16 protein-coding genes, 1 pseudogene and 1 riboswitch are annotated in these 20334 nt (G+C 35.8%); of the genes and pseudogenes, 10 read left to right on the top strand and 7 right to left on the bottom strand.

The window, feature by feature from the left end; translation table 11 throughout:
* Nucleotides 1–302: 302 nt before the first annotated feature.
* Together LIZ98_RS12410 and LIZ98_RS12405 are read right to left on the bottom strand one after the other, a co-directional pair.
* A complete protein-coding gene (locus LIZ98_RS12410) occupies nt 303–776 on the bottom strand; it encodes a QueT transporter family protein (RefSeq protein WP_227139794.1) in 474 nt (157 codons plus the stop codon).
* 12 nt (nt 777–788) lie between these two features.
* Nucleotides 789–833, bottom strand: a riboswitch (PreQ1 riboswitch).
* A gap of 395 nt (nt 834–1228) precedes the next feature.
* Nucleotides 1229–1600, bottom strand: a complete 372-nt coding sequence (locus tag LIZ98_RS12405; protein WP_375293585.1) for a hypothetical protein — start codon at nt 1598–1600, stop codon at nt 1229–1231.
* 535 nt (nt 1601–2135) lie between these two features.
* Here LIZ98_RS12405 and LIZ98_RS12400 point away from each other — a divergent pair.
* From LIZ98_RS12400 to LIZ98_RS12370, 7 genes are all read left to right on the top strand, one after another.
* A complete protein-coding gene (locus tag LIZ98_RS12400; protein WP_227139795.1) occupies nt 2136–2900 on the top strand; it encodes a threonine/serine exporter family protein in 765 nt (254 codons plus the stop codon).
* On the top strand, nt 2887–3408 hold the full coding sequence (locus LIZ98_RS12395; RefSeq protein WP_082026012.1) for a threonine/serine exporter family protein: 522 nt from the start codon (nt 2887–2889) through the stop codon (nt 3406–3408). The genes LIZ98_RS12400 and LIZ98_RS12395 overlap by 14 nt, the downstream gene beginning before the upstream one ends.
* A gap of 88 nt (nt 3409–3496) precedes the next feature.
* Entirely contained in the window at nt 3497–3952 is a 456-nt protein-coding gene (locus LIZ98_RS12390) for a divergent PAP2 family protein (protein WP_227139796.1), read from the top strand.
* 406 nt (nt 3953–4358) lie between these two features.
* A complete protein-coding gene (locus LIZ98_RS12385; protein ID WP_227139797.1) occupies nt 4359–7061 on the top strand; it encodes a hypothetical protein in 2703 nt (900 codons plus the stop codon).
* A gap of 191 nt (nt 7062–7252) precedes the next feature.
* Nucleotides 7253–7654, top strand: coding sequence for a hypothetical protein (locus LIZ98_RS12380; protein WP_108897557.1), 402 nt, complete (start codon nt 7253–7255; stop codon nt 7652–7654).
* A gap of 122 nt (nt 7655–7776) precedes the next feature.
* On the top strand, nt 7777–8574 hold the full coding sequence (locus LIZ98_RS12375) for an arginase family protein (protein WP_041844615.1): 798 nt from the start codon (nt 7777–7779) through the stop codon (nt 8572–8574).
* Between the two features lie 315 nt (nt 8575–8889).
* Nucleotides 8890–10062 carry a DHH family phosphoesterase gene (locus tag LIZ98_RS12370; protein ID WP_227139798.1) on the top strand — a complete coding sequence of 391 codons (1173 nt, stop codon included), beginning with the start codon at nt 8890–8892 and terminating at the stop codon, nt 10060–10062.
* Nucleotides 10063–10233: 171 nt separating this feature from the next.
* Here LIZ98_RS12370 and LIZ98_RS12365 read toward each other — a convergent pair whose 3' ends face one another.
* The gene (locus LIZ98_RS12365; protein ID WP_227139799.1) at nt 10234–12732 is read right to left on the bottom strand and encodes a bifunctional diguanylate cyclase/phosphodiesterase; all 2499 of its coding nucleotides are present in this window, start codon (nt 12730–12732) and stop codon (nt 10234–10236) included.
* Nucleotides 12733–13045: 313 nt separating this feature from the next.
* On the opposite strand from LIZ98_RS12365, the gene LIZ98_RS12360 reads away from it, so the two are divergent.
* Nucleotides 13046–13402, top strand: a complete 357-nt coding sequence (locus LIZ98_RS12360; protein ID WP_034768325.1) for a DUF3147 family protein — start codon at nt 13046–13048, stop codon at nt 13400–13402.
* 121 nt (nt 13403–13523) lie between these two features.
* Nucleotides 13524–13880 (top strand): DUF3147 family protein, encoded by a 357-nt coding sequence (locus LIZ98_RS12355; protein ID WP_041902769.1) that lies wholly within the window; start codon nt 13524–13526, stop codon nt 13878–13880.
* A 114-nt stretch (nt 13881–13994) separates the two neighbouring features.
* Here LIZ98_RS12355 and LIZ98_RS12350 read toward each other — a convergent pair whose 3' ends face one another.
* Both LIZ98_RS12350 and LIZ98_RS12345 read right to left on the bottom strand, forming a co-directional pair.
* Complete coding sequence (locus LIZ98_RS12350) at nt 13995–15581, bottom strand: GGDEF domain-containing protein (RefSeq protein ID WP_227139800.1); 1587 nt, start codon at nt 15579–15581, stop codon at nt 13995–13997.
* Between the two features lie 520 nt (nt 15582–16101).
* Nucleotides 16102–17457 (bottom strand): MATE family efflux transporter, encoded by a 1356-nt coding sequence (locus tag LIZ98_RS12345; RefSeq protein WP_227139801.1) that lies wholly within the window; start codon nt 17455–17457, stop codon nt 16102–16104.
* Nucleotides 17458–17688: 231 nt separating this feature from the next.
* Between LIZ98_RS12345 and LIZ98_RS12340 the strand changes: the two genes are divergently transcribed.
* Nucleotides 17689–19467: a PAS domain-containing sensor histidine kinase gene (locus LIZ98_RS12340; RefSeq protein WP_227139802.1), complete on the top strand. Its 1779-nt coding sequence runs from the start codon at nt 17689–17691 to the stop codon at nt 19465–19467.
* Nucleotides 19468–19698: 231 nt separating this feature from the next.
* Here LIZ98_RS12340 and LIZ98_RS12335 read toward each other — a convergent pair whose 3' ends face one another.
* Nucleotides 19699–19860, bottom strand: a complete 162-nt coding sequence (locus tag LIZ98_RS12335; RefSeq protein WP_227139803.1) for a type II toxin-antitoxin system antitoxin — start codon at nt 19858–19860, stop codon at nt 19699–19701.
* Between the two features lie 13 nt (nt 19861–19873).
* Nucleotides 19874–20233: pseudogene (locus tag LIZ98_RS12330) on the bottom strand (SPFH domain-containing protein); the annotation flags it as partial.
* Between the last annotated feature and the right edge of the window lie 101 nt (nt 20234–20334).

Raw genomic sequence — 20334 nt, 5'->3', positions numbered from 1 at the left:
CTCCGAGGAAAATAAGCCAAACTGTCTCATAGAACAGCATCACCAGCCGTCTATGGGACAAAGTGGTACAAAAATCAAGCCCAACTGTCCCATAGAAAGGCTCTATGGGACAAAACAACGGGGAAAACAAGCAAAATAGTCTCATAGAACAGTGTAAACCCGCAGCCTATGAAAAAAATAATCAAAAAATCCCAGAGAACTGTCCTTCTATCATATACAAAACTTTATATTAAATAAATAATGAAAATACAAACTAACCAAAGTTTTAAAAACCGGACTACTCAGAAGCCCGGTTTTTTCCCTTACAAAATTCCTCGTTTGTAAATCGCATTCATGATCGGCATACCTATGACCATCACAGCAAACTCGCCAACTGCAGTTAATAGCCATGTTTCCCAAAAAGGTACACCAATTGCTAATTTCAACTCATATGCAACAATAAAAATCATTATTGAAAAGATAAATGAATTTGCGAGCATTCGCCCCCAAATATTTTTAATATAACGACTTAATAATATTGTGATAGAAAGGGAAATAACTGTGTGAGCTACTCCAAAAATTAAATCATATGGCAACAATGTGGAGAAAAATAAATTGGATAAAAAGACACCAATCACGACCCCGAAGAAGTACTTTTTGTTAAATACAACGAGGTGATTAAAAATTTCCGGAATCCGAAACTGGATGTTCGAGAAGGCAATTGGTTGAATCACGGCAGTAATCGCAATGTATAACGCCGCAACAATTCCGTTAATAGTAATTGTTCTTAATTTCATTTTAACAAATTCCTTTCCTTAGTTTTTTTACGTGGGATGGTTTCGAACCACGTCGGTCTTAACCGAAAAATGAACGGTTTAAATTATACAACTAATTTTTATAGAGAACAAGATAAAAAATGGTTAAGGTGAGTAGGCTCATCAGGAAAAGGTCTAACTTTGAGAGTAAAATCCAACAATCTTCCCAACATCAAAAGAGTCCCATCAACGGAGCTACATACAACATCGACTACTATATTCAGAGTCAAAGCCCCTTTATCTATATCAACAGTACTACGACCAAGTTAAGCCGTAAAAACAAATATGTTCCTTTCTAAACAACCTAATTAAATAAAAACGCCAGACTTCAAAAGGAGCCTGGCAAAGCACACTGTAATAAGTTAAATCCGTTTCATTTGTTCACTTCACGTTCTGTCCCAATCCTGATATTGTAGGCATAAAGTAACAACAAGTTAAAATCCGTCTTCATTTGCTGTAAACGGGATGTTGAGGCGATTTTCAACGTTACGTAACCGTTGATTTAACCGTTGTAATCTGCGTGTTTGTTGTTGGTTGACATCATTTAATCTTGTCACTTCACCATTTAATCTTCTTATTTCTTGATTGATTCTTCTAATTTCCTGATTCAGTCTGCCAATTTCATTATTTTGTCTCGTCAGTTCTTCGGATTGTCGTTCGTTTTGCCGTTCAAGTTGGGTAACGCGACGTTCCAACGCAGGGGGTTGTCTGTAAAAGTATTCTTCATCAACTTCCATCATGTTATTATATCCGTCCCCTTCAATCGGAGTAACCGGATAAGTCGGATAATAATAATACGGGTACACGGGCAAGCACTCTCCTCTTTTTATAGTCAATACACTATATTTTTATGAAAATAACCAAGAAATGACCGGGCGTATTTCCCATTTTCCTAAATACAACCAATGACAATGTAGCGAAAAAAATATTGTTTTCAAATTGAAAGGGGGCGGATGTCAATCAACATTAACATAATGTCGGATATCTGGTCCAAAAACAAATAAAGAAATAGAAGTACTTTTGGAGATTGGATTGCCTAAAAGCAGTATCCAATGCAAAGAAAGAACAGGTATTTTTTTGAGATTATGGTGACTAAAAAAACTGAAAATTACCCCAAAAAGAAACACCAATTTTTCAAACAAATCTAAACTGCAGTATTTTAAAAACCCGTTGCATGAGCAAAATTCATTGTATAAACTGAATATGACAATTTTGATAAGACAAAAAAAGTCCGCAATTCAAATGAGCAGATTTCATTTTTTAAACTGAATATGAAGCGATTTTGACAAAGTAAAAACCAAGTTTCAAGCTTATATGATTCGAAAAAAGTGGGGAACGAGAATGGAGAAAAATAGACAAAATTTCATAGATGTAAGTGAAATATGTTTACTGGCAGGAGAAATCATGTTGGCAAGCGGGGCGGAAACATATCGGGTAGAGGATACAATGGTCCGAATTGCGCATGCTTACGGTGTAGAAAATGCAGAAAGTTACGTGACGCCCACCGCAATTATTTTTGCCGTTAACGGAGAGCTGTATCCGGCCGGAACGAAAATGAAACGAATTGAACGGCGAACAACTGATTTGAATAAAATTGCTACCGTCAACAGCCTTTCCCGGGAAATTAGTGAAGGAAAATGGACAATGGAATCAGCGTACGAGCGACTAAAACAAATAAAAAAGGAAAATATATCTTTTTCCGTCCCGGTCCAAATATTAGCTGCCGGTATTGCCAGTGGATGTTTTGTTATTATGTTTTTAGGAAAATGGATCGATGTCTTACCGGGGATCGTTGCCGGTAGTATCGGCTATTTCTGTTTTCTTACCATTCATCAAATCGTGAAAGTTCGTTTCTTTTCTGAGTTTGTTTCATCATTAATTATTGGATTTACTGCGAATATTTTTGTTTATACAGGAATCGGCGACCAAGCAGATAAAATTATTATCGGTTCGGTCATGCCACTTGTTCCCGGATTGCTGATTACGAATGCCATTCGAGATTTGATGGTTGGTCACTTGATTTCCGGATTAGCGAAGGGAGCAGAGGCATTGTTGACAGCTTTTGCCATCGGAGCAGGTATAGCGGTTGCTTATGCAATTTTTTAAACGAATCCCATTTAACAGAAAATGTATTGAAAAACCGGTTAAGGATGTGGAAACATTGATTGCCCAATTAATTACTAGTTTTCTTGCAACAAGTGGCTTTGGAATCCTCTTTAATGTACCAAAAAACGCGATTATAAAATGCGGACTTGTCGGTATGATTGGCTGGTTTATTTATTTTTCTATGGTTGAAAAAAGGATTGATGCAGTTCCGGCAAGTTTTGTCTCAGCGTTTTTTATTTCGGCCCTTAGTCATGTTTTTGCAAAAAAGTATAAAACCCCTGTGATTATTTTTATCGTTGGAGGTATTATCCCACTGGTACCGGGTGGCCTAGCTTATGATGCCATGCGAAATTTTGTCAGCAATGAGTATAGTATAGCCATTGAACTCGCTGCCAAAGCATCGTTAATTGCCGGTGCAATTGCCATGGGGATTGTTTTTTCAGAAGTGTTTAATAATACCATTAAACAAGGTGTTTCAGTAAGGAAATCAAAAAAGATGAATGAATGAAGTTAGCGAGCAGTATGGAAACGTGATAAATAAAAAAATTTTACATAATCCCGTTTCGTTCATAGAAAACTAAATGGGAGGTGGTTTGATGAATAAGCCGATAATAACAGCACTTGCAACGATTGGAATTGCACAGTTTTTAAAAATGCCAATCAGAAAAATAACAGGAGGAAAGTGGGATTGGCGTTTGTTCTTTGAAACAGGCGGGATGCCAAGTTCCCATTCGGCAGGTGTTTCTTCACTTGCTACATATATAGCTAAGAAAAGAGGGGTAAAAACGATTGATTTTGCCCTTGCTTCCATATTTGGCCTGCTTGTCATGTATGATGCCCAAGGTGTTCGCAGGCAGGCTGGGGAGTTATCGATTAAAGTAAATGATTTGGAAGAAGAAGTGGAGCGGTTACGTGGCCAAAAGGATTATCATTACCATGATCGCAAATCAAGAAAACTTCGTGAAAGATTAGGACATCAGCCGGTTGAAGTTTTGGGCGGTGCGCTATTTGGCATCATCAGTGGAATCATTTTTCACAGATTTCTTGAATAATGTATTTCAGGGTCAGGTGAAAAACGCTTGACCTTGGTATTGTTATGAAATTGGAGAAAATTAACATGACCATGACAGGTAAAAACGCTTGACCTTGCGTATATTTATAAAAAATTAGAATAACGGTAAAAACGCTTGACCTTGGTATTGCTATTAAATTGGAAAAAATTAACATGACCGGAAAAACACTTGACCTTGCGTATAGTTATAAAAAGTTAAAATGATAGGTAAAAATAACTCCACCTTGCATATAGTTTTAAAAAATTAAGATGTCTTCACCTTGCATATTGTTACGAAATTGAAAGGAAATTAATATATAATAGAGAACAAAGTTTGTTAGAATAGTTATTTATTGAATGGAATATGTTAATATGAATGAAATAATAAAAACCAGGTGGTTAAAATGTTGGAAAAACAATTCATTACGAAGACGTATTACCGGTCGCTTATTCATGAAAATGATTCCCGTCACCCAATTGAAATTTTAGGGGAATTATTTGCTGAGGAAGAACAGAAGGAGTTTCCCGATGCATCCGAAATTCGTTTTGCCCAAGGTGAAGTCTATTTTCATAATAAAGATTATGAAGCAGCCATCTTTAAATGGGAAAACGTGCATAACGAATTAGAACAATGGGCTAAGAAAAATATCGCCGATGCCTATTTGGAACTTGCCATCTATCCGGAAGCAGAAAGTATCTATCAATCGATCAATACAGAGTCCCTCACTTTACGTACAGAAGTTTTATTGCAACTATTTTCTCTTTACATCCAACAAGAAAAATACCAAAATGCCAATCAAATGATTAAGAAAATGGTAAAATTAAATCCGGACTATCCCAATGTAACCAAATTAGCACGTTCATTTTTTGAGAAACAAGAAGATTGGCAAAGTGCTTTGGAATTAGCAATACAAGAAGGGATTCGGACTGAAAACCTTAGTTGGTTTGAACTTCTAAAAGCATATATTAAAAACGGGCATGCGAAACAACAATTACCAAACTTTTTCTTTGATGCTTTAACCGTTGCTAGAAAAAATGCCCCGGACTTATTTGAACAACTGGTCATAGCGTTATGGAATAATTATGAAACCGAACAAGAATTTTTCCAATGGTTGAAAGCTTTTAATACGTACTTAAAAAACTTGGAATGGGAAGAGGAAGATTACAGCTATAATTTTCTTTCCAAAAAGTACAAAGAAACATATGACGAATTGATGGGCGGCAGTTACTCATTAAAACAACTTACAAATATGATCCCTGATTTATTAAATGCATGGATAAAAATTGTCGGAAAAGAAGAAGAAGTACTCCCCTCATCGGCCATTTTTGCCTGGAATGAAATTGTCCCTGATCGATTTCAGGCTGATGCATTAAAAATAGCAGAAAAAATCTTGTTTAATGCCGAGGTCAATGTTGATGTTCTTGAAAAAAGCAAGGATTTAAATATCGTCATTGATAATTGGACGGATAAACACAATCTCGATCATAATATTCGAATTCAAGCGCTGTCCCGACAATTGCTGGATTTTCATCATCAACTGACCGGTGTCATCAGTTTCAATCATGATACAAAGACCGGATTTCTTAATCACTTTTTGCAAGAGGAAATGGTTGTGCGGAACAACCGGGAAGGTGCCGTTTCCATTTATAAAAACAGTGATGAAATGAAAATTATTCAATACCGGGAATATCAAGAACAGGAATTATCACTTGATCAATATATGGCATCAATGGAACGAGAGAAGCCGGCGAAAATTTGTTATGAAGTAAATGTACCTAATCAATTGCTGGAACGTAATCAATTGGTAATTGTGGAATTGCCGGAATTGAATCGCGCATCCGGATTAACAGATGCATTCATTGAAACGACGCAAATTTTGGATAGCTTACTGGTTGTGGTAGATGTAAACCAAGGCTTGTCAGAATCGAGGCAAAAATGGATTGAAATGATTCAACAGCAGTTTCCTCAGTTAAAAACATATTTTATTCAGGTTGGCACCGATGCTAACGAAGAAACAAAAAGTTACCTAGGTGCGGAAGTTTTCGTTTACGATTATACAATTGAACACCGGGAAAAACTGGCCGATTTCCTAACAACCGATTGGCAACAAAATAAACTGGTGCATCAACGAATGAAAAAATACTTATTTTTGATACAAAAAAAGATAAGAAACTTGTTCGATCAACGGATGAAAATGAAAAGTCAATTGGAAGAAACGATTCAAAGTAAACAAGACTTGGCCCGAAAAGTAAACGGTGCAATCAACCAGTTGGAAGACCTGACTGTAGAGAAAATTAATATGATTAGAAAATCGTTTATTTTAGCAAAAGAGGAGACAAGAAAGGAATTAGTAAACGATATACCTGTAATTTTAAAAGCTACGGCTAAAACAATCACAAAAAAGCGTGATTTCCAGCGCATTCATATCGAATTGAATGACGAAATGAATAAGAAAATCGAAACGTATTTGAATGAAGAATGTATGCCGAAGTTTTTATCAAGAATTCGTGATTGGCTTGTGTTGTGTGAAACCGAGTTGAAAGATGGAAAAACATTCCTCGATGAGATTGCTGAAGGGTTTAATTCTTTGATTGGATTTGATCGTTTACAACTCCCTTGTGATTTTATGATATTGGAAGATTGGGAGAGAGATATTGACCGTTTGACAAGCGGGGTCAATTATGAACCGGTAAACATTTTGCTTCGTTATACGCCAAGGCAAGTATTATTAAAAAGTGCCGGTAAAGTGTTTGGTAAAATTATTCAAAATAAAGAGATGCTTGTTAATGGTTTTAAACAGCTGATTGAAACTGGAAATTACGGACCGATAGTAGAAAATATTGCTGACCGCTTTTTTACACCGTTTCATTTAATTGAGCAAGGCATTGAGCGGGATTTGCGACTGTTTTTCAAAAATGCCTTTGAAGAGTTAAAGGGCTTGGCAGAAGAAACTGATAAAGAAATAAATGAAAAAACGATGGAACTGGTGGAAATGAAGGAAAATCCGGAAGCATTCCGTGATCCGCTGAAAATCTTTGAAATTACCAGGCTTCAATATAAATATATTTTAGAGATTGATGAAATGGCCTATTCTCAAGTCAATTCATGAAAAAAATCACCCAACCGCATTTTTGGTGGGTGATTTTTTGTCTTAAATGAACAAAAAACTTGCCCATGTTTGAAATAATTTTAAAAACAACTGTTCTATTTTCCTTTTTCGATCATAAAAATGGTTATAAAAGTATTGGTGATTTTCGCTCTGATTATGATTACAATTTATTTCAAACGGGGGAAGTGGGTATGGCGACTTTTGAAAAAACACAAGACTTCATAACGGAAGAGATGGTGGAAAAATTTTTTCAATTAAATAAACAGGCAAAGGAAATCGACAAAGAGCTATCCCGATTGAAAAAAGCATTTAATCAATATTTTGATTTAACGGTTGGGGAAAATCAAAAAGGAGTCCTCACTTTTGAATCATTTGAGCTCCAACGACAAATACGGGTTGCGGAAAAATTCCGTGAAGAAGAAACGGTGAAGAAATTGGAGGAAATGAATTTAACCGATTGTATTAAGGTTGTCAAACAAGTGGACGAGGAAAAGGTAAAGGCGGCAGTAACGCTTGGTATCCTACCGGCAGAAATCTTGACCGATTATAAAGACAGAAAGCATATTCCAGTCATTGCTGTGAAGGAAAGATAATCAGGTTGGCGATGCCGGACAGACTCGTTTCCATCCGGTTTATGCCAATTACAGGAAAATAGTATAACCAATTTGCTCTTATATGTTAAAATAATAGTAAAAATCGCTAGGAGAGGAGCAAAATGGAAGACAGTGGGAAAATTACTTTTTTAAACTTTGATAACAGTTTAACGGAACAAACATTTCTGCAAAAATTTCCTCATCATTGGGTCGACTGCTCAAATATTCCACACACGAACGGCTTTTGTGAACAAGATGCATTAGACGAGATTCGCAACCGACTTATCAAGCAAAATGTCCATTCATTCGTTTTAATTGGAAATGGAAATTATCATTATGTCACTTATTTACTAATGGAAAGGATAAAAAAACCGTTTTCTCTTGTCTTGTTTGACCACCATGATGATATGATGGATCAGGGAGAAGGATTGATTTCTTGCGGGTCCTGGGTTGCCTATGCATTAAAAAATAATCCTTTCCTTCAAAAAGTTTGTATCATCGGTGTAAATGATCATAATATTTCTCCTATACCGCTTGAGCATTTTGGGGATCATGTCAAGATCAAATGGGTCACCAAGAAAATACTCCAACAAGTTCCTTTATATGAAATTGCACAAGATGTCCGTACTTTTCTTGATAATGAAACAAATCTTTATATTAGTATTGATAAAGATGTTTTATATAAAAAAGAAGCCTTCACGAATTGGGATCAAGGAAATATGTCTTTGGTCCAATTGCTTTATCTGTTGGAAGATTTTGCTCAACATTATGAAATTGTTGGGATGGATATTTGCGGAGAATATTTGCTTGATTACCGAAATGAATATCATTCGATTTCATGGGAATATGTGAAAATGAATGAACTTGTCAATCGGGTGATCATTGAATTTATCTTGGAGCTGGAATTGAAAACACTTTAATTGAGGACAAGCTAAAAATAAGCATTTAAAAAACCGATCTATCTAAAAATTGCAGTCATTTTCGTTTGAGGACAAGCTAAAAATAAGCATTTAAAAAACCGATACAACATAAAATAATTGCAAACACTTTCGTTGAGGGACAAGCTCTAAAGTGGTAAAGGACCGAAACTTCCTTCTATTGATGACACAGGGCATGCCACCGGTCCAAAAATTTTAAGATCAAGAGGTTATTTCTGATTTTTTATCCCCATTCCTGTGCATAAAGTGGTAATATTTAACACATAATGAGTTTGCAGAATTCGGGAGGTTATTTTTTTGAAGATCAAATTATTTACCGATACAGATTTAGATGGTTTAGGATGTGCGATTGTTGCCAAACTTGCCTTTGGTGACGATGTTGAGGTTACCCATTGTTCTTATCGTAATTTAAATCAACGGGTCGAACACTTTTTGCAAAATGAAGATAATAAAAATATAAAATTATATATAACCGATTTGGCCGTTAATGAACAGGTCGAAAAAAAATTAAATGAACGCTATCATCATGGCGGTCACGTACAAATGATCGACCATCATGTAACGGCTCTCCATTTTAACCAATATCCATGGGGCTTTGTCCAACCGGAATATGATAACGGGAAAAAAACATGTGCTACATCACTGCTCTTTGAACATTTTGTAGAAAATCAACAATTGGAACAAACACCGGCATTGGTTGAATTCGTTGATTTAGTCCGCCAATATGATACATGGGAATGGGATGAAAATGATAATATTTTGGCAAAACATTTGAATGATTTATTTTTCATGTTCGGCCGGGAACAGTTTGAAGAAGATTTGTTAAAAAGGCTAAAGGAAAATCCGGATCTTTTTCAATTAACGGATATGGAAAATATGCTCATGGATGTGGAAGAGAAAAAGATTGAACGGTATATTTATGCAAAGAATAAGCAGATCGTTCAACGTTTTGTCGGCAAATACTGTATCGGAATTGTTCATGCAGAGCAATACTTGTCCGAGCTTGGTAATGCACTAAACAAAAAGAACCCGCATCTGGATATGATTGTATTGGTAAATGTAGGGACGAAAAAAGTAGGTTTCCGTACTATCCATGATGAGGTTAATGTTGCACAGTTTGCCAAAGAACTGGGCGGTGGCGGCCATCCAAAGGCATCGGGATGTGATTTGAATGAAGAAACGTTCAAACTCTTTGTCACAGATGTTTTCCATCTCGAACCAATTAAGCCGGATCCTGAGAAAAATGAAGTGAATGTAAAGGATGCGCTTCACGGTACATATTATGAAAATCGAAATGGTGAAATTAGTTTTATTAAGAAAAATAATATGGGAAAATATATATTAGTTCATCAAGGCAGGTTACAAGAGGTACAGTTTAAAACATTTGAAGAAGCGGAAAAATATGTAAAGCGAACCTATCAATCATGGCTTCAATTTGATCGTGATATGAATAAATACCATAAAAACTGATGAAACAAGGCGATTGGACAGGATCATTTCCTTTTCAATCGCCTTGTTTGCAGAATATGAAAGTATAAAAATATTGGCGAAGAATGAATTGATTAGCAACTTCCGCATTTTTCGCCACGAGATTAGCTCTTGAGGTCAAATCAAGCGGACAAAAAATAAATTTTCGAAATGCTAATTTCTATTTATTGAACTTTCAATAAACTCTTCCAATGGCAAGGGACGGCTAAAATAATATCCTTGAGCAAGAATATTCGAAAATCTATTAATAAACGCAAGATGTTCCTTTGTCTCGACTCCTTCGACAACAATATCCAAATGTAAAAGTTGCCCCATTATAATAATTGCGTTCGTTAATTTAGCTAATTTTTCATCGGTTAATACGTTAAAAACATAAGATTTATCAATTTTTAATGTATCTACGGAAATATGCTTTAAATACCCAATCGAAGAAAACCCTTTTCCAAAATCGTCAATCGCAATGCGAAATTGTTTATTTTTCAATTCTCCAATCGTCTTAATTAAGTCGCTATCTTCTTGTAAAGTCACCGTTTCAGTAATTTCAAATTGAATTTGTTTCGCATTTAGTCCATATGTCTGGAGAATTTGATCAACTGCCGGCATAAAATCAGGATGTTTCAACTGTTTTAAAGAAAGATTAATGCTGACAAACAAGTTTTCAAACCCTCTTTTGTTCAATTCGGCAAGATCCTGACATGCCATTTGAACAATATACGTGCCAATCGGAATAATCAATCCGTTACTTTCTGCGACGTCGATAAACTCCTGGGGCGAAATTGCACCTTCCTTAGGGTGATACCAACGGGCAAGAGCCTCTAAGCCAATAATTGCCTTTGTTTTTGCATTGACGATTGGTTGATAGTGCACGGTAATCTCATTATTAAATAAGGCGTTGTTGAGATGCTGTTCGATCCAGTTTTTGCGAACCCGTCGATACTCCAAGTCATCATTATAAAAAATATATCGATTTTTCCCCAATCTTTTTGCTTCAGAAAGGGAGATATCGGCCATTTGAATTAATTTTTCACTATTAACTCCATCATAGGGGAATAAACAAATACCGATACTGATGGAGATAAAAACTTCATTATGTTCAATGGGAATAGAAGTGTGCAAATGATTGATAATATTTTCTGCTTGTTCTCTTATTTCTTCCTTATTCCCATCCATCAAAATGGCAAATTCATCACTGCTCATATGGGCAATAAATGTATGATGATAAAAACTACTTAACATTCTTGCTATCTCAATTAGCACAATATCACCGATTTTGTGCCCGTAGGAATCATTAATATTTTTAAAATCATCAATATCAAGTAAAATGAGCGCAAATTCATTATTAAAGTCGCTCTTGATAATTTTCTCATCTAATTTCTCCAGAAAATATAGCCGATTCGGTAAATCCGTTAATATATGATGATAAGCTTGATGCTTGATGCGGTTCAAGTATTCCTGTTGCTTTGAAATATCTTGAAACACAACAACCGACCCAACAATGGTATTGTTTTCAATTAAAGGAGTAACAACGTAAGATACCGGAAAAGTTCGTCCGCTTTTATGAATAAAAATATCTTCGTCGATCCTTATCGCTTCCTTACTCTCCACACCTTTACAGATCGGGCACTCCGAAACATGAAGGTTATCCCCGGATTTACTGCCGTGTATAAGACTATGGATTTCTTTTCCTAAAAGTTCATGGGCTTGATAACCTAATAACCGTTCTCCTTCCCGATTAATAAAAGTCAGATGACGATGTTGATTGATAACGAAAACGCCTTCACCAAGCGAGGCCGTAATCGTTTTTAATCGTTTTTCATTCATCTCGAGTTTTCTTCGTATATAAATAAGTTTTTCAAATGGATCTTTAACCGTTGATAAATACAGAACCCTCATGAAAAATAGAAATCCTAGAACTTTGTAAACATGTCCCAGCAAATTAAGAGAGTCATAGACGCTTTTATACAATGTAAAGATAAGCTCACTGAGCAGTAAAAAAGTAACAGCTACAATAAAATGTAATGTCACCGATTTCCGGAACTGTTTATACATGATCGCCAGTTTAATAATCGAAATAAATAACAGAAAACTAATCACATATTCAAAAAAAATTTTTAATGTTGTCGTTCCTTGACCTTCAATGACGAGTACCGGAAGTTTGTTCTGCAAATAAGAAAAGGTTATCAATATGACAATAATAGTAAGTAAGGTATTCAAGAAATAAACTCTTTTCTTGGCAAAAGATACGGTTTTCACTTTTGCATGTAAAATATAAACCATAAAAATTGCTAGAGTAAATCTTGCTAAAATCCAAAACCAAGTAGCATTATTTGCTGAACTGTCAATAACCATCGATCCCGGCATGCCATTATATGTGAGTAAATGAAATAGATCAAAAACAGCGATGAGCGTAAATCCTGAAAAATATAGTAAACGATCCTGATATTGTTTATAAGAAAAAACAATCCAAGACTGAATAGCGATACTGGCAGAGATGATAATACTGGCCAATTCAAGCACGATATGCATAAATAAGAAATCCGTGTAATTAAATAAAATTGGGTTCTCTTTCAATAAAATCAAGATAATTAAATAAAATATAATACCACCTGACAAAATGAGAAGGTTCTTTTTTTCATTTCTAATCAACTTCATCTCATAATGACCGCCTTTGAAATGGATTTTTTCTAAAGTGACAGCAAAAGTGATGTAATATTCCTAATATATAAGATACAGGAAAAAGCGAAATCTGTCGAAAAAAAACTATGTAAATTTATGCTTGTAGAAAGAAAGCTCCTTGTATAGTTTATAAGGATGCGCTTACACTTTAATGTATAAAAAATGTTCACAAACATTTGCCGGATTCTATTATAAAATAGTACTTAGTGAACAAATTAACAAGTTTTGTTTGTGAATAAACGTCACGAGTCACTTGACGGTTATAAAAATAAAAAGGATTGAGTATAAAATGGCGACAATATCTTTATTTGGAATCATAATTCGTTTTTTATTGGGTGGAGGTGCTGTGGTAGCTTGTACGGTTATTTCGAGGAAAGCCGGTACGAAAATCGGCGGTATATTTGCTGCTTTTCCCGCTGTATTTCTCGCTGCTCTATTAACCTTGCGACTTGATATGAAAGGAATGGATTTAATTCATCAATCAATTATTCTTTCCCAAGGTGCGCTTGTCGGAATGTTTATAAATATTATCTGTGCGATGGCAGTTGTCTATTTTAGCGATCGTCTTGGCTGGAAAAAAGGTTTGACTCATTCGCTAATCGGGTGGTTTATTGTCTCACTTGGATATGCTGTCTTTCTCGGCTAATTGAAAAAGGGGTTATCGAATAAAACCTTTCTTTAAAACTTTTTTACGGTATGTTAAGCAGCCGGCTGTGTAATATTAAGAAACTAGAACTGGAATAAAACCAACTTTGGAGGGACCGGAATTGGATACAAAAGATTTACTATACCGCTTTTTATTTGGCGGTTCAGCTGTTGTTTTAAGTTATGTAGCGTCTGTTTTATTGCCCTGGAAAATTATCGGCGGTATATTTGCCGCATTTCCAGCCGTTATGATTGTTGCGGTCATGATGGTAGGGATAAAAAAAGGGTCTAAGGAGGCTGCAAAAACGGCAAATGGGTCGGTATACGGGATGATTGGCTGTTTTATTTGTGTCATTGCGGTCCTATTGATGCTGAAATGGACTGACCTTTGGCTTGTCAGTTTATTAATCGGGCTTGTGGTTTGGTTTTTTAGTTCAATTTTCCTTGTTCATTTGCGGGAAAATGGAGTTAGAAAATAGTCTGAAGTTGATCAGATGAAAAGGATAAACAAAGGCAACCCTTTCATAATAGAAATAAGGGTTTGCCTCTAATTAAAAGGGATCGACATGGATACTTTTAATCGAAGCAACCCGCTACCATTCATTATCATTTGTTATCGTCTTCGTTTTCACGATAATGGTGTTTCTATTTTTTTTCGCTTCATACAATGCTTCATCGACCCTCCGATAAATATCATTGAACTGGTCATTTATTTCCCAAACTGTTACCCCGATACTAACGGTGATGTTTATGCATTGTTCATTAATAAGAATTGAATAATCCTCCATTTTCTGATGAATTCGTTTCGCAAGTTGTACCCCTGCTTGTAAATAAGAATTTGGTAAAATAATAATAAATTCTTCTCCGCCAAATCTGCCGAGTATATCGGTGGTTCGAACGGAACTAAGGAATATCTGGGCTGCCTTTTGAATAACAATATCACCTACATCATGTCCATATCGGTCATTTACGGATTTGAAATGATCGATATCAATGAGTAAAATGGAGAATGGTTTATGTTCATTATTTGCTTCTTTAATCAGTGAGTGTAGGAGGCTGTCAATATATCTCCTGTTGTACAACCCTGTCAAAAAGTCAGTTCGAGCTTCTATTGAACGAATCTCATTAATTTTTTCCAATTCTTTAATGGTCTTTTCCAATTTTTTGTTTTTTTCTTCCAATTCCTGTTTTGCATTCGTCAACAAAACATTTAATTGACGGTTTTCTTTAAGCAAGATAAATAAACGAATAAACAGGAGGAAAAAGCTAAAAATTAATCCGATAAATAACTCATCAATTCCCCTATTATAAATTCCGTATATAATAATTAACAGAACGATACTAACTAAAGGAAGGAAATGGGATTGCGTCAAATCCTTTTTTCTGCTATTCATTCTCTCTGGTAACTGATCATTATCTGCATATAAAGTTGCCATACTTATATAAAACATCCCCATCGTATATAAGGGATTAAGATAAATTAATAAATCTTCTAAATTATAAATCAAAAAGAACAGATAAATACAAGTGCTGATCAACATCGTTACGGTGCTTAAAGCAAATATGTTTAATGATTTTTTTGAAACGATCGCTTGTTTTACGAAAAAGCGTGCATGAAAGATACCAAATAATATAAGCAGTTCCAAAAGCGGATAAGATAGTAAAATGGTAATCTCGGGAATCGTTGCGTTAAGGTGAGTGAAAAATGGTCCCACCAATAAATACCAACTAAATGAGGAAATGACCATAACGATAATTAGAATATCAACGATCGTAATCGCCATCCTCGTTTTTCGTAAATCATGGGAGACAAGAAATATAAACGCAGCCAAATAAAAGAGCGGTTTCAGGGAAAATATGATATTGGTTAAATTAGGTGATAATGGAATTTGTTCCATCTTTATAAAATAAATATCCCAAACCAATTCCCCTAGAAAATAGAAAACTGTCCCGAGAAATAACAATCCCCATAAAACTTTTTTAGCACTTCTCTTTTTCCTAACTGTAAAAAATAGAATGACGGTTGAAACGAGTGACCCGGTTATTGAAAGGATTCCGGTAATAAAATATTTTCCTGGATGCTCAGGAGCAAAGATGATGACAATATAGTAAAGCAAAATATGGACGGGTATATAATATAGTAAAAATTTTTTAAGGGAATTCTTATTTATATGAGCCATTATTCATTTCTCCCTAAAAATTATGGTAAATAAAACAAACACTAACGGAATACAGTTATAGTTATTTATACCTAAATTTATTGTATCAAATATCGAAATTATGTCCACAATTAACAGGAAATACTGAAAAAGAAGACATTAGTACCACAAAATTGAAAATAAAGCAGCGGAGTATAGGTATAAAGAACTACTATGTTCGTCTGTTGTTTGATAAAGAAAACTTGGCGACTCGTGAGGAAAAATGTGAAATTTTTTTTATACGTTAAGAAAGTATAAATTTCCAGCAAAGAAGCGAATTCGACGTAGTTGGAAATTTTAAGAATTAAGTATAAGTGCTCTTGCGGCTCTGCTCTCGCCTAAAGGCTCGGCAGTCGCCGAGTTTTCTTTAACTGCAAAGCCTTCCCTGCGCCACAAAATTTCCATCTATATTTTTATGTAAAAAAAGAGCCGGGGAAGGGTAAAGGAAATCGCCATTTACTCACCATCAGCTCATCATCTCAAATATATTCTATGAAACAGCTTATATATTTTTTGCAACAACTTCTTTTCGGGTCCATGGTTTTGACAGCCAACGCTTATAAGCAAATATGCCGCGAACCCATTCATCCAGACCTTGTGCGATCCAAACACCCAGCAATCCAAGACCGAACACAATCCCTAAGAAATAGCTGAAGAGAACAGCTACACCCCACATAGAGATTACGCCGATAATGACAGGGAAGCGAACATCGCCGGCAGATTTTAACGACCCCATTAACACGATATTCATCGCACGCCCCGGTTCAATAAAAACAATTGCCCATAATACCGGTAACCCGATGGCAATAATTTCCGGATCGTTTGTAAATAGTTCAAGTAACGGTTTACCAATAAGTGCGATTACTAAAGAGGTCGCAAGTGAGACAAACATAGAAATTTTCAATGTTTTTATACCCCGGTGCAGAGCTCGATCATATTGTTTCCCACCAATATAACGGGCAACTAATAATTGAGTCCCTTGGGCAATGGCTGTCGTGAATAAGAAACAGACCATTGATATGTTCAAAATATAAACTCTTGCGGCTAAAGCACCGGAACCAAGCAAGGCAACAAAACTGGTAATAACAATTTGCGAAAACTGATAGGATAAATTTTCTCCGGCAGAAGGGAAACCGATTGCCAATAATTGTTGAATATCCGTTTTGTCAAAGTTAACTAAGTCTTTTATATAAAGCTTTAAAGTTAGTCTTCTATAAACTAAGAAAATAAATGCACAGATAACAAAGATACGTGCAATAACGATCGACCAGGACACCCCGACGACACCAGTAACAGGGAGACCGAAAATACCTGTGACGGAAAGGATATTACCGGTAATACTGATAAAATTCATGATAACCGTCACAATCATCGCGTCTTTCGTGTAACCATGGCTTCTTAATACAGCACTTAATGCTAGTGAAACAGCTTCTAAAAAAAGTGAAATTCCCGTAATTTTTACAAATGTTGAAGCATAAGGAAAGACATCGTCCTCAAGTCCATAAAAGGAAAGGAAAACATCACCAAATAATAAGATACCAATGGTAATGATAATTCCAACCCAAAAGTTAAAACCAAAGGCCGAACGGGATAATTGCCGAGCACGATCAAGCCGGTTGGCACCGAGATTTTGGCCGATTAAAATGGTTGCCCCAATCGATGTGATGTTAAACACTAAAATGGCGATATTTAAAATTTGGTTAGCCACACCAACACCGGCGACCGCCTGATCGGAATAATGACTCAAAATAAGCGTCGCAATAATTCCAATACTCATATGTAGAGTAATCTCAATAAATAACGGCCATGTAATACTGAACAATGTTTGCTCTTGATATTTGTTTGTTGTTTCTGTCACGCTGCTCCCCCTTTGCTGTTTCTCATATGAAGATTGTATACCTTTATTCTCGAAATGGGAATAAGAAAAACGTGACATTTTTGTTGAGATAAAAGGAAGTGGAAAATTACCATCGTAATGGATTATTTTGTCAATTATAAATAACCATGATATGCTATAATCAAGAATCATGTATTGTCATAAATTGGAAAAAAGTGTTATTTTGAAAGGATAGTGGAGGGGTGAACCTGCTTGGAAATAATTCCACATTTGGATTTAGTGGAGATAATGAAAAAAATAACTGATGCTTTTTTTGTCCTTAATCGGAATGGGAAGTTTAAGTTTATCAATAAGAGGGGGGCTGAAATTTTAAATAGAAATCATCCGAATGATTTGATTGGAAAACTGATTTGGGATGAGTTTCCTGAAGTATTAAAAAGTAATTTCCATCTTCATTATTATCGTACAGTCATGGAAAAACAGATTCCGGTAGAATTTGATGAATTCTTTCCAGAGCCGCTTAATCGTTGGTATCATGTGCGTGTTTATCCAATAACGGATGGAATCACTGTTTTTATTCATGACACAACGGATAAAAAACTAAGACAAAAACGAAATGCTGCTTATTACGAACAATTGTTTATGAAAAATCATGACGGCATTCTTTTATTGGATGTTGACGGCAAGATTACCAATGTTAATGATGGGATTGAGCGAATCTCCGGGTATAGATCTTCTTATTTTATTGATAAACAATATTTGGACCTTGAGCTGGTAAAAAGGGAGGACCTCGGTCTCCTGCGTACTGCATTTCAGAAAGTGAGAAAAGGGGATATACAACATGGTATCATCGACATTTTTCACCGCAATGGGGCTATTATCCATTGTGATATAAACAGCTTTCCTGTTGAAGTCATGAATGAGATCGTCGGTGTTTTTGCGATTGTTAGAGATGTGACGCAAATAAAAGAATTAGAATGTAGTCTCCGGAGAAGTGAACAGAGGCACCGTTCGTTAAAATACCATAACCCTGAAGGCATTTGTTCTTTTGATTTAAACGGGAAGTTGATCGGGGTGAACCCTGCATTGGAACGAATGAGCGGCTATTCAAAAGAGGATTTTTTGCAATTGCATTTGGAGCAGTTATTTCACCCGAAAGACATACCAACATTGAATGAATGCATCCAAGATATTTTAGATGGCAAGGGCACGGTTGATTCGTTTGAAATAACAATGATCAATAAAGAAGGATATTATGTTCATACGGTTGTCACTGTCTTACCAATTTATATTGATGAAAAGTTGGAAGGCTTTTACTTAATTTTTAAAGATGTGACAAAAGCAAAAAAGACGGAAGAATTACTTATTCAATCGGAAAAATTATTTGCCGTCGGACAGCTGGCGGCTTCCATTGTTCATGAAATCCGCAATCCGCTAACATCCTTAATGGGATTTTTACAGCTAATTGAACATAGTGATGGAGAAAAAAATGAATATTTAAAAATTATGTCCGACGAATTGATGAGAATCCATTCGATTACCAATGAATTACTCGTATTGGCAAAGCCGCAAGCAAAAAAGACAATTAGGGAAAATATTCCTTCACTTTTGAACGATGTAATGAAATTGATGGGTTCTCAAGCAATGAAGGTGGGAATTGAGCTGGTTTTATACAGTGAAGAAAAAGTACCGGATATTATGTGTGACGGGCAACAGTTAAAGCAAGTGTTTATCAATTTAATAAAAAATGGGATTGAAGCAATGGATGAAAAACCGGGAAAAATTACGATTCGGGTCGTGAGAAAAGATTATCACATTATCATTTCTTTTACTGATGAAGGAATTGGTATGACGCCGGAACAAATTAAGAAGCTGGGCGAACCGTTTTTTACAACGAAACAAAAAGGCACAGGTCTCGGTATGTTAACGACTTTCAAAATTATCGAGAATCATGATGGAAACATTGAAATTGAAAGTGAAGTTGGAAAAGGGACAACCATCCATGTGATTTTACCAATTCAAAGCGAATAAAAATTCCTAGAAAGATCTTTCCGGGATGGTTTTCAAAGAGATTGTTGCTTATTGATTATAATAAAAGCAATTGGCGAGCACCCAATTGCTTCTAGTCTGACTTCTATTAAAAAATTTTACGGAGCTGCTTCTGTATCCAATAGCAACAAAAATTGTAGAAATGTCTCTTTCAAAAAAGGATCCGGTTTAAGTGCTTTTTCGTTAAACTAAGCTTTTTTTAAACAAGAGTTTTTATTTCTCGTCCTTTTTTAATCGCCCGCTTTTTTTAGCCGCTTCCCGGAGAAGATATTCAATATGGCTATTGACACTGCGAAATTCATCCTGAGCCCAACGTTCAATAATGGCAAAAAGTTCAGGATCGATTCGGAGCGGAAAGTTTTTCTTTTTCGGCATTATGTATTCACCGTCAATATAAGCTTCCTACATTAATAACCGGTTGCGTCCCACGATCTGAAATGATAGCCACCATAATGTTATTGACCATATTGACTTTCCGCTCTTCATCGAGATCCAAGACCCCGTTTGCTTCAAGTTGTTCCACCGCCATTTGAGCCATGGAAACAGCACCCTCAACAATCTTTTGCCTTGCAGAGAGAATAGCCCCCGCTTGTTGCCGTTGAAGCATGGCACTGGCGATTTCGGTGGAATAGGCAAGATGTGTTAACCGGGCTTCTATCACTTCAACGCCTGATACTGCTAAGCGTTCTTGAATATTTCGTGCCAATTCCTCAGAAACGATATCGGAATTTCCTCGCAGTGACAGTTTAGCTTGAATTTTAGATGATTTTGTCCCATAGAGCGTGATTCGGATAATTCTATGGGACATTTTGGCTTGGTTTTCCACTTAAACTGTCCCATACAGCTGTT

It is taken from the genome of Caldibacillus sp. 210928-DFI.2.18 (assembly GCF_020554505.1).
Lineage (GTDB): Bacteria > Bacillota > Bacilli > Bacillales > Caldibacillaceae > Caldifermentibacillus > Caldifermentibacillus hisashii.
Note: the sequence above shows the minus strand (reverse complement) of the source record. Positions and strands in the feature narration are given on the sequence as shown.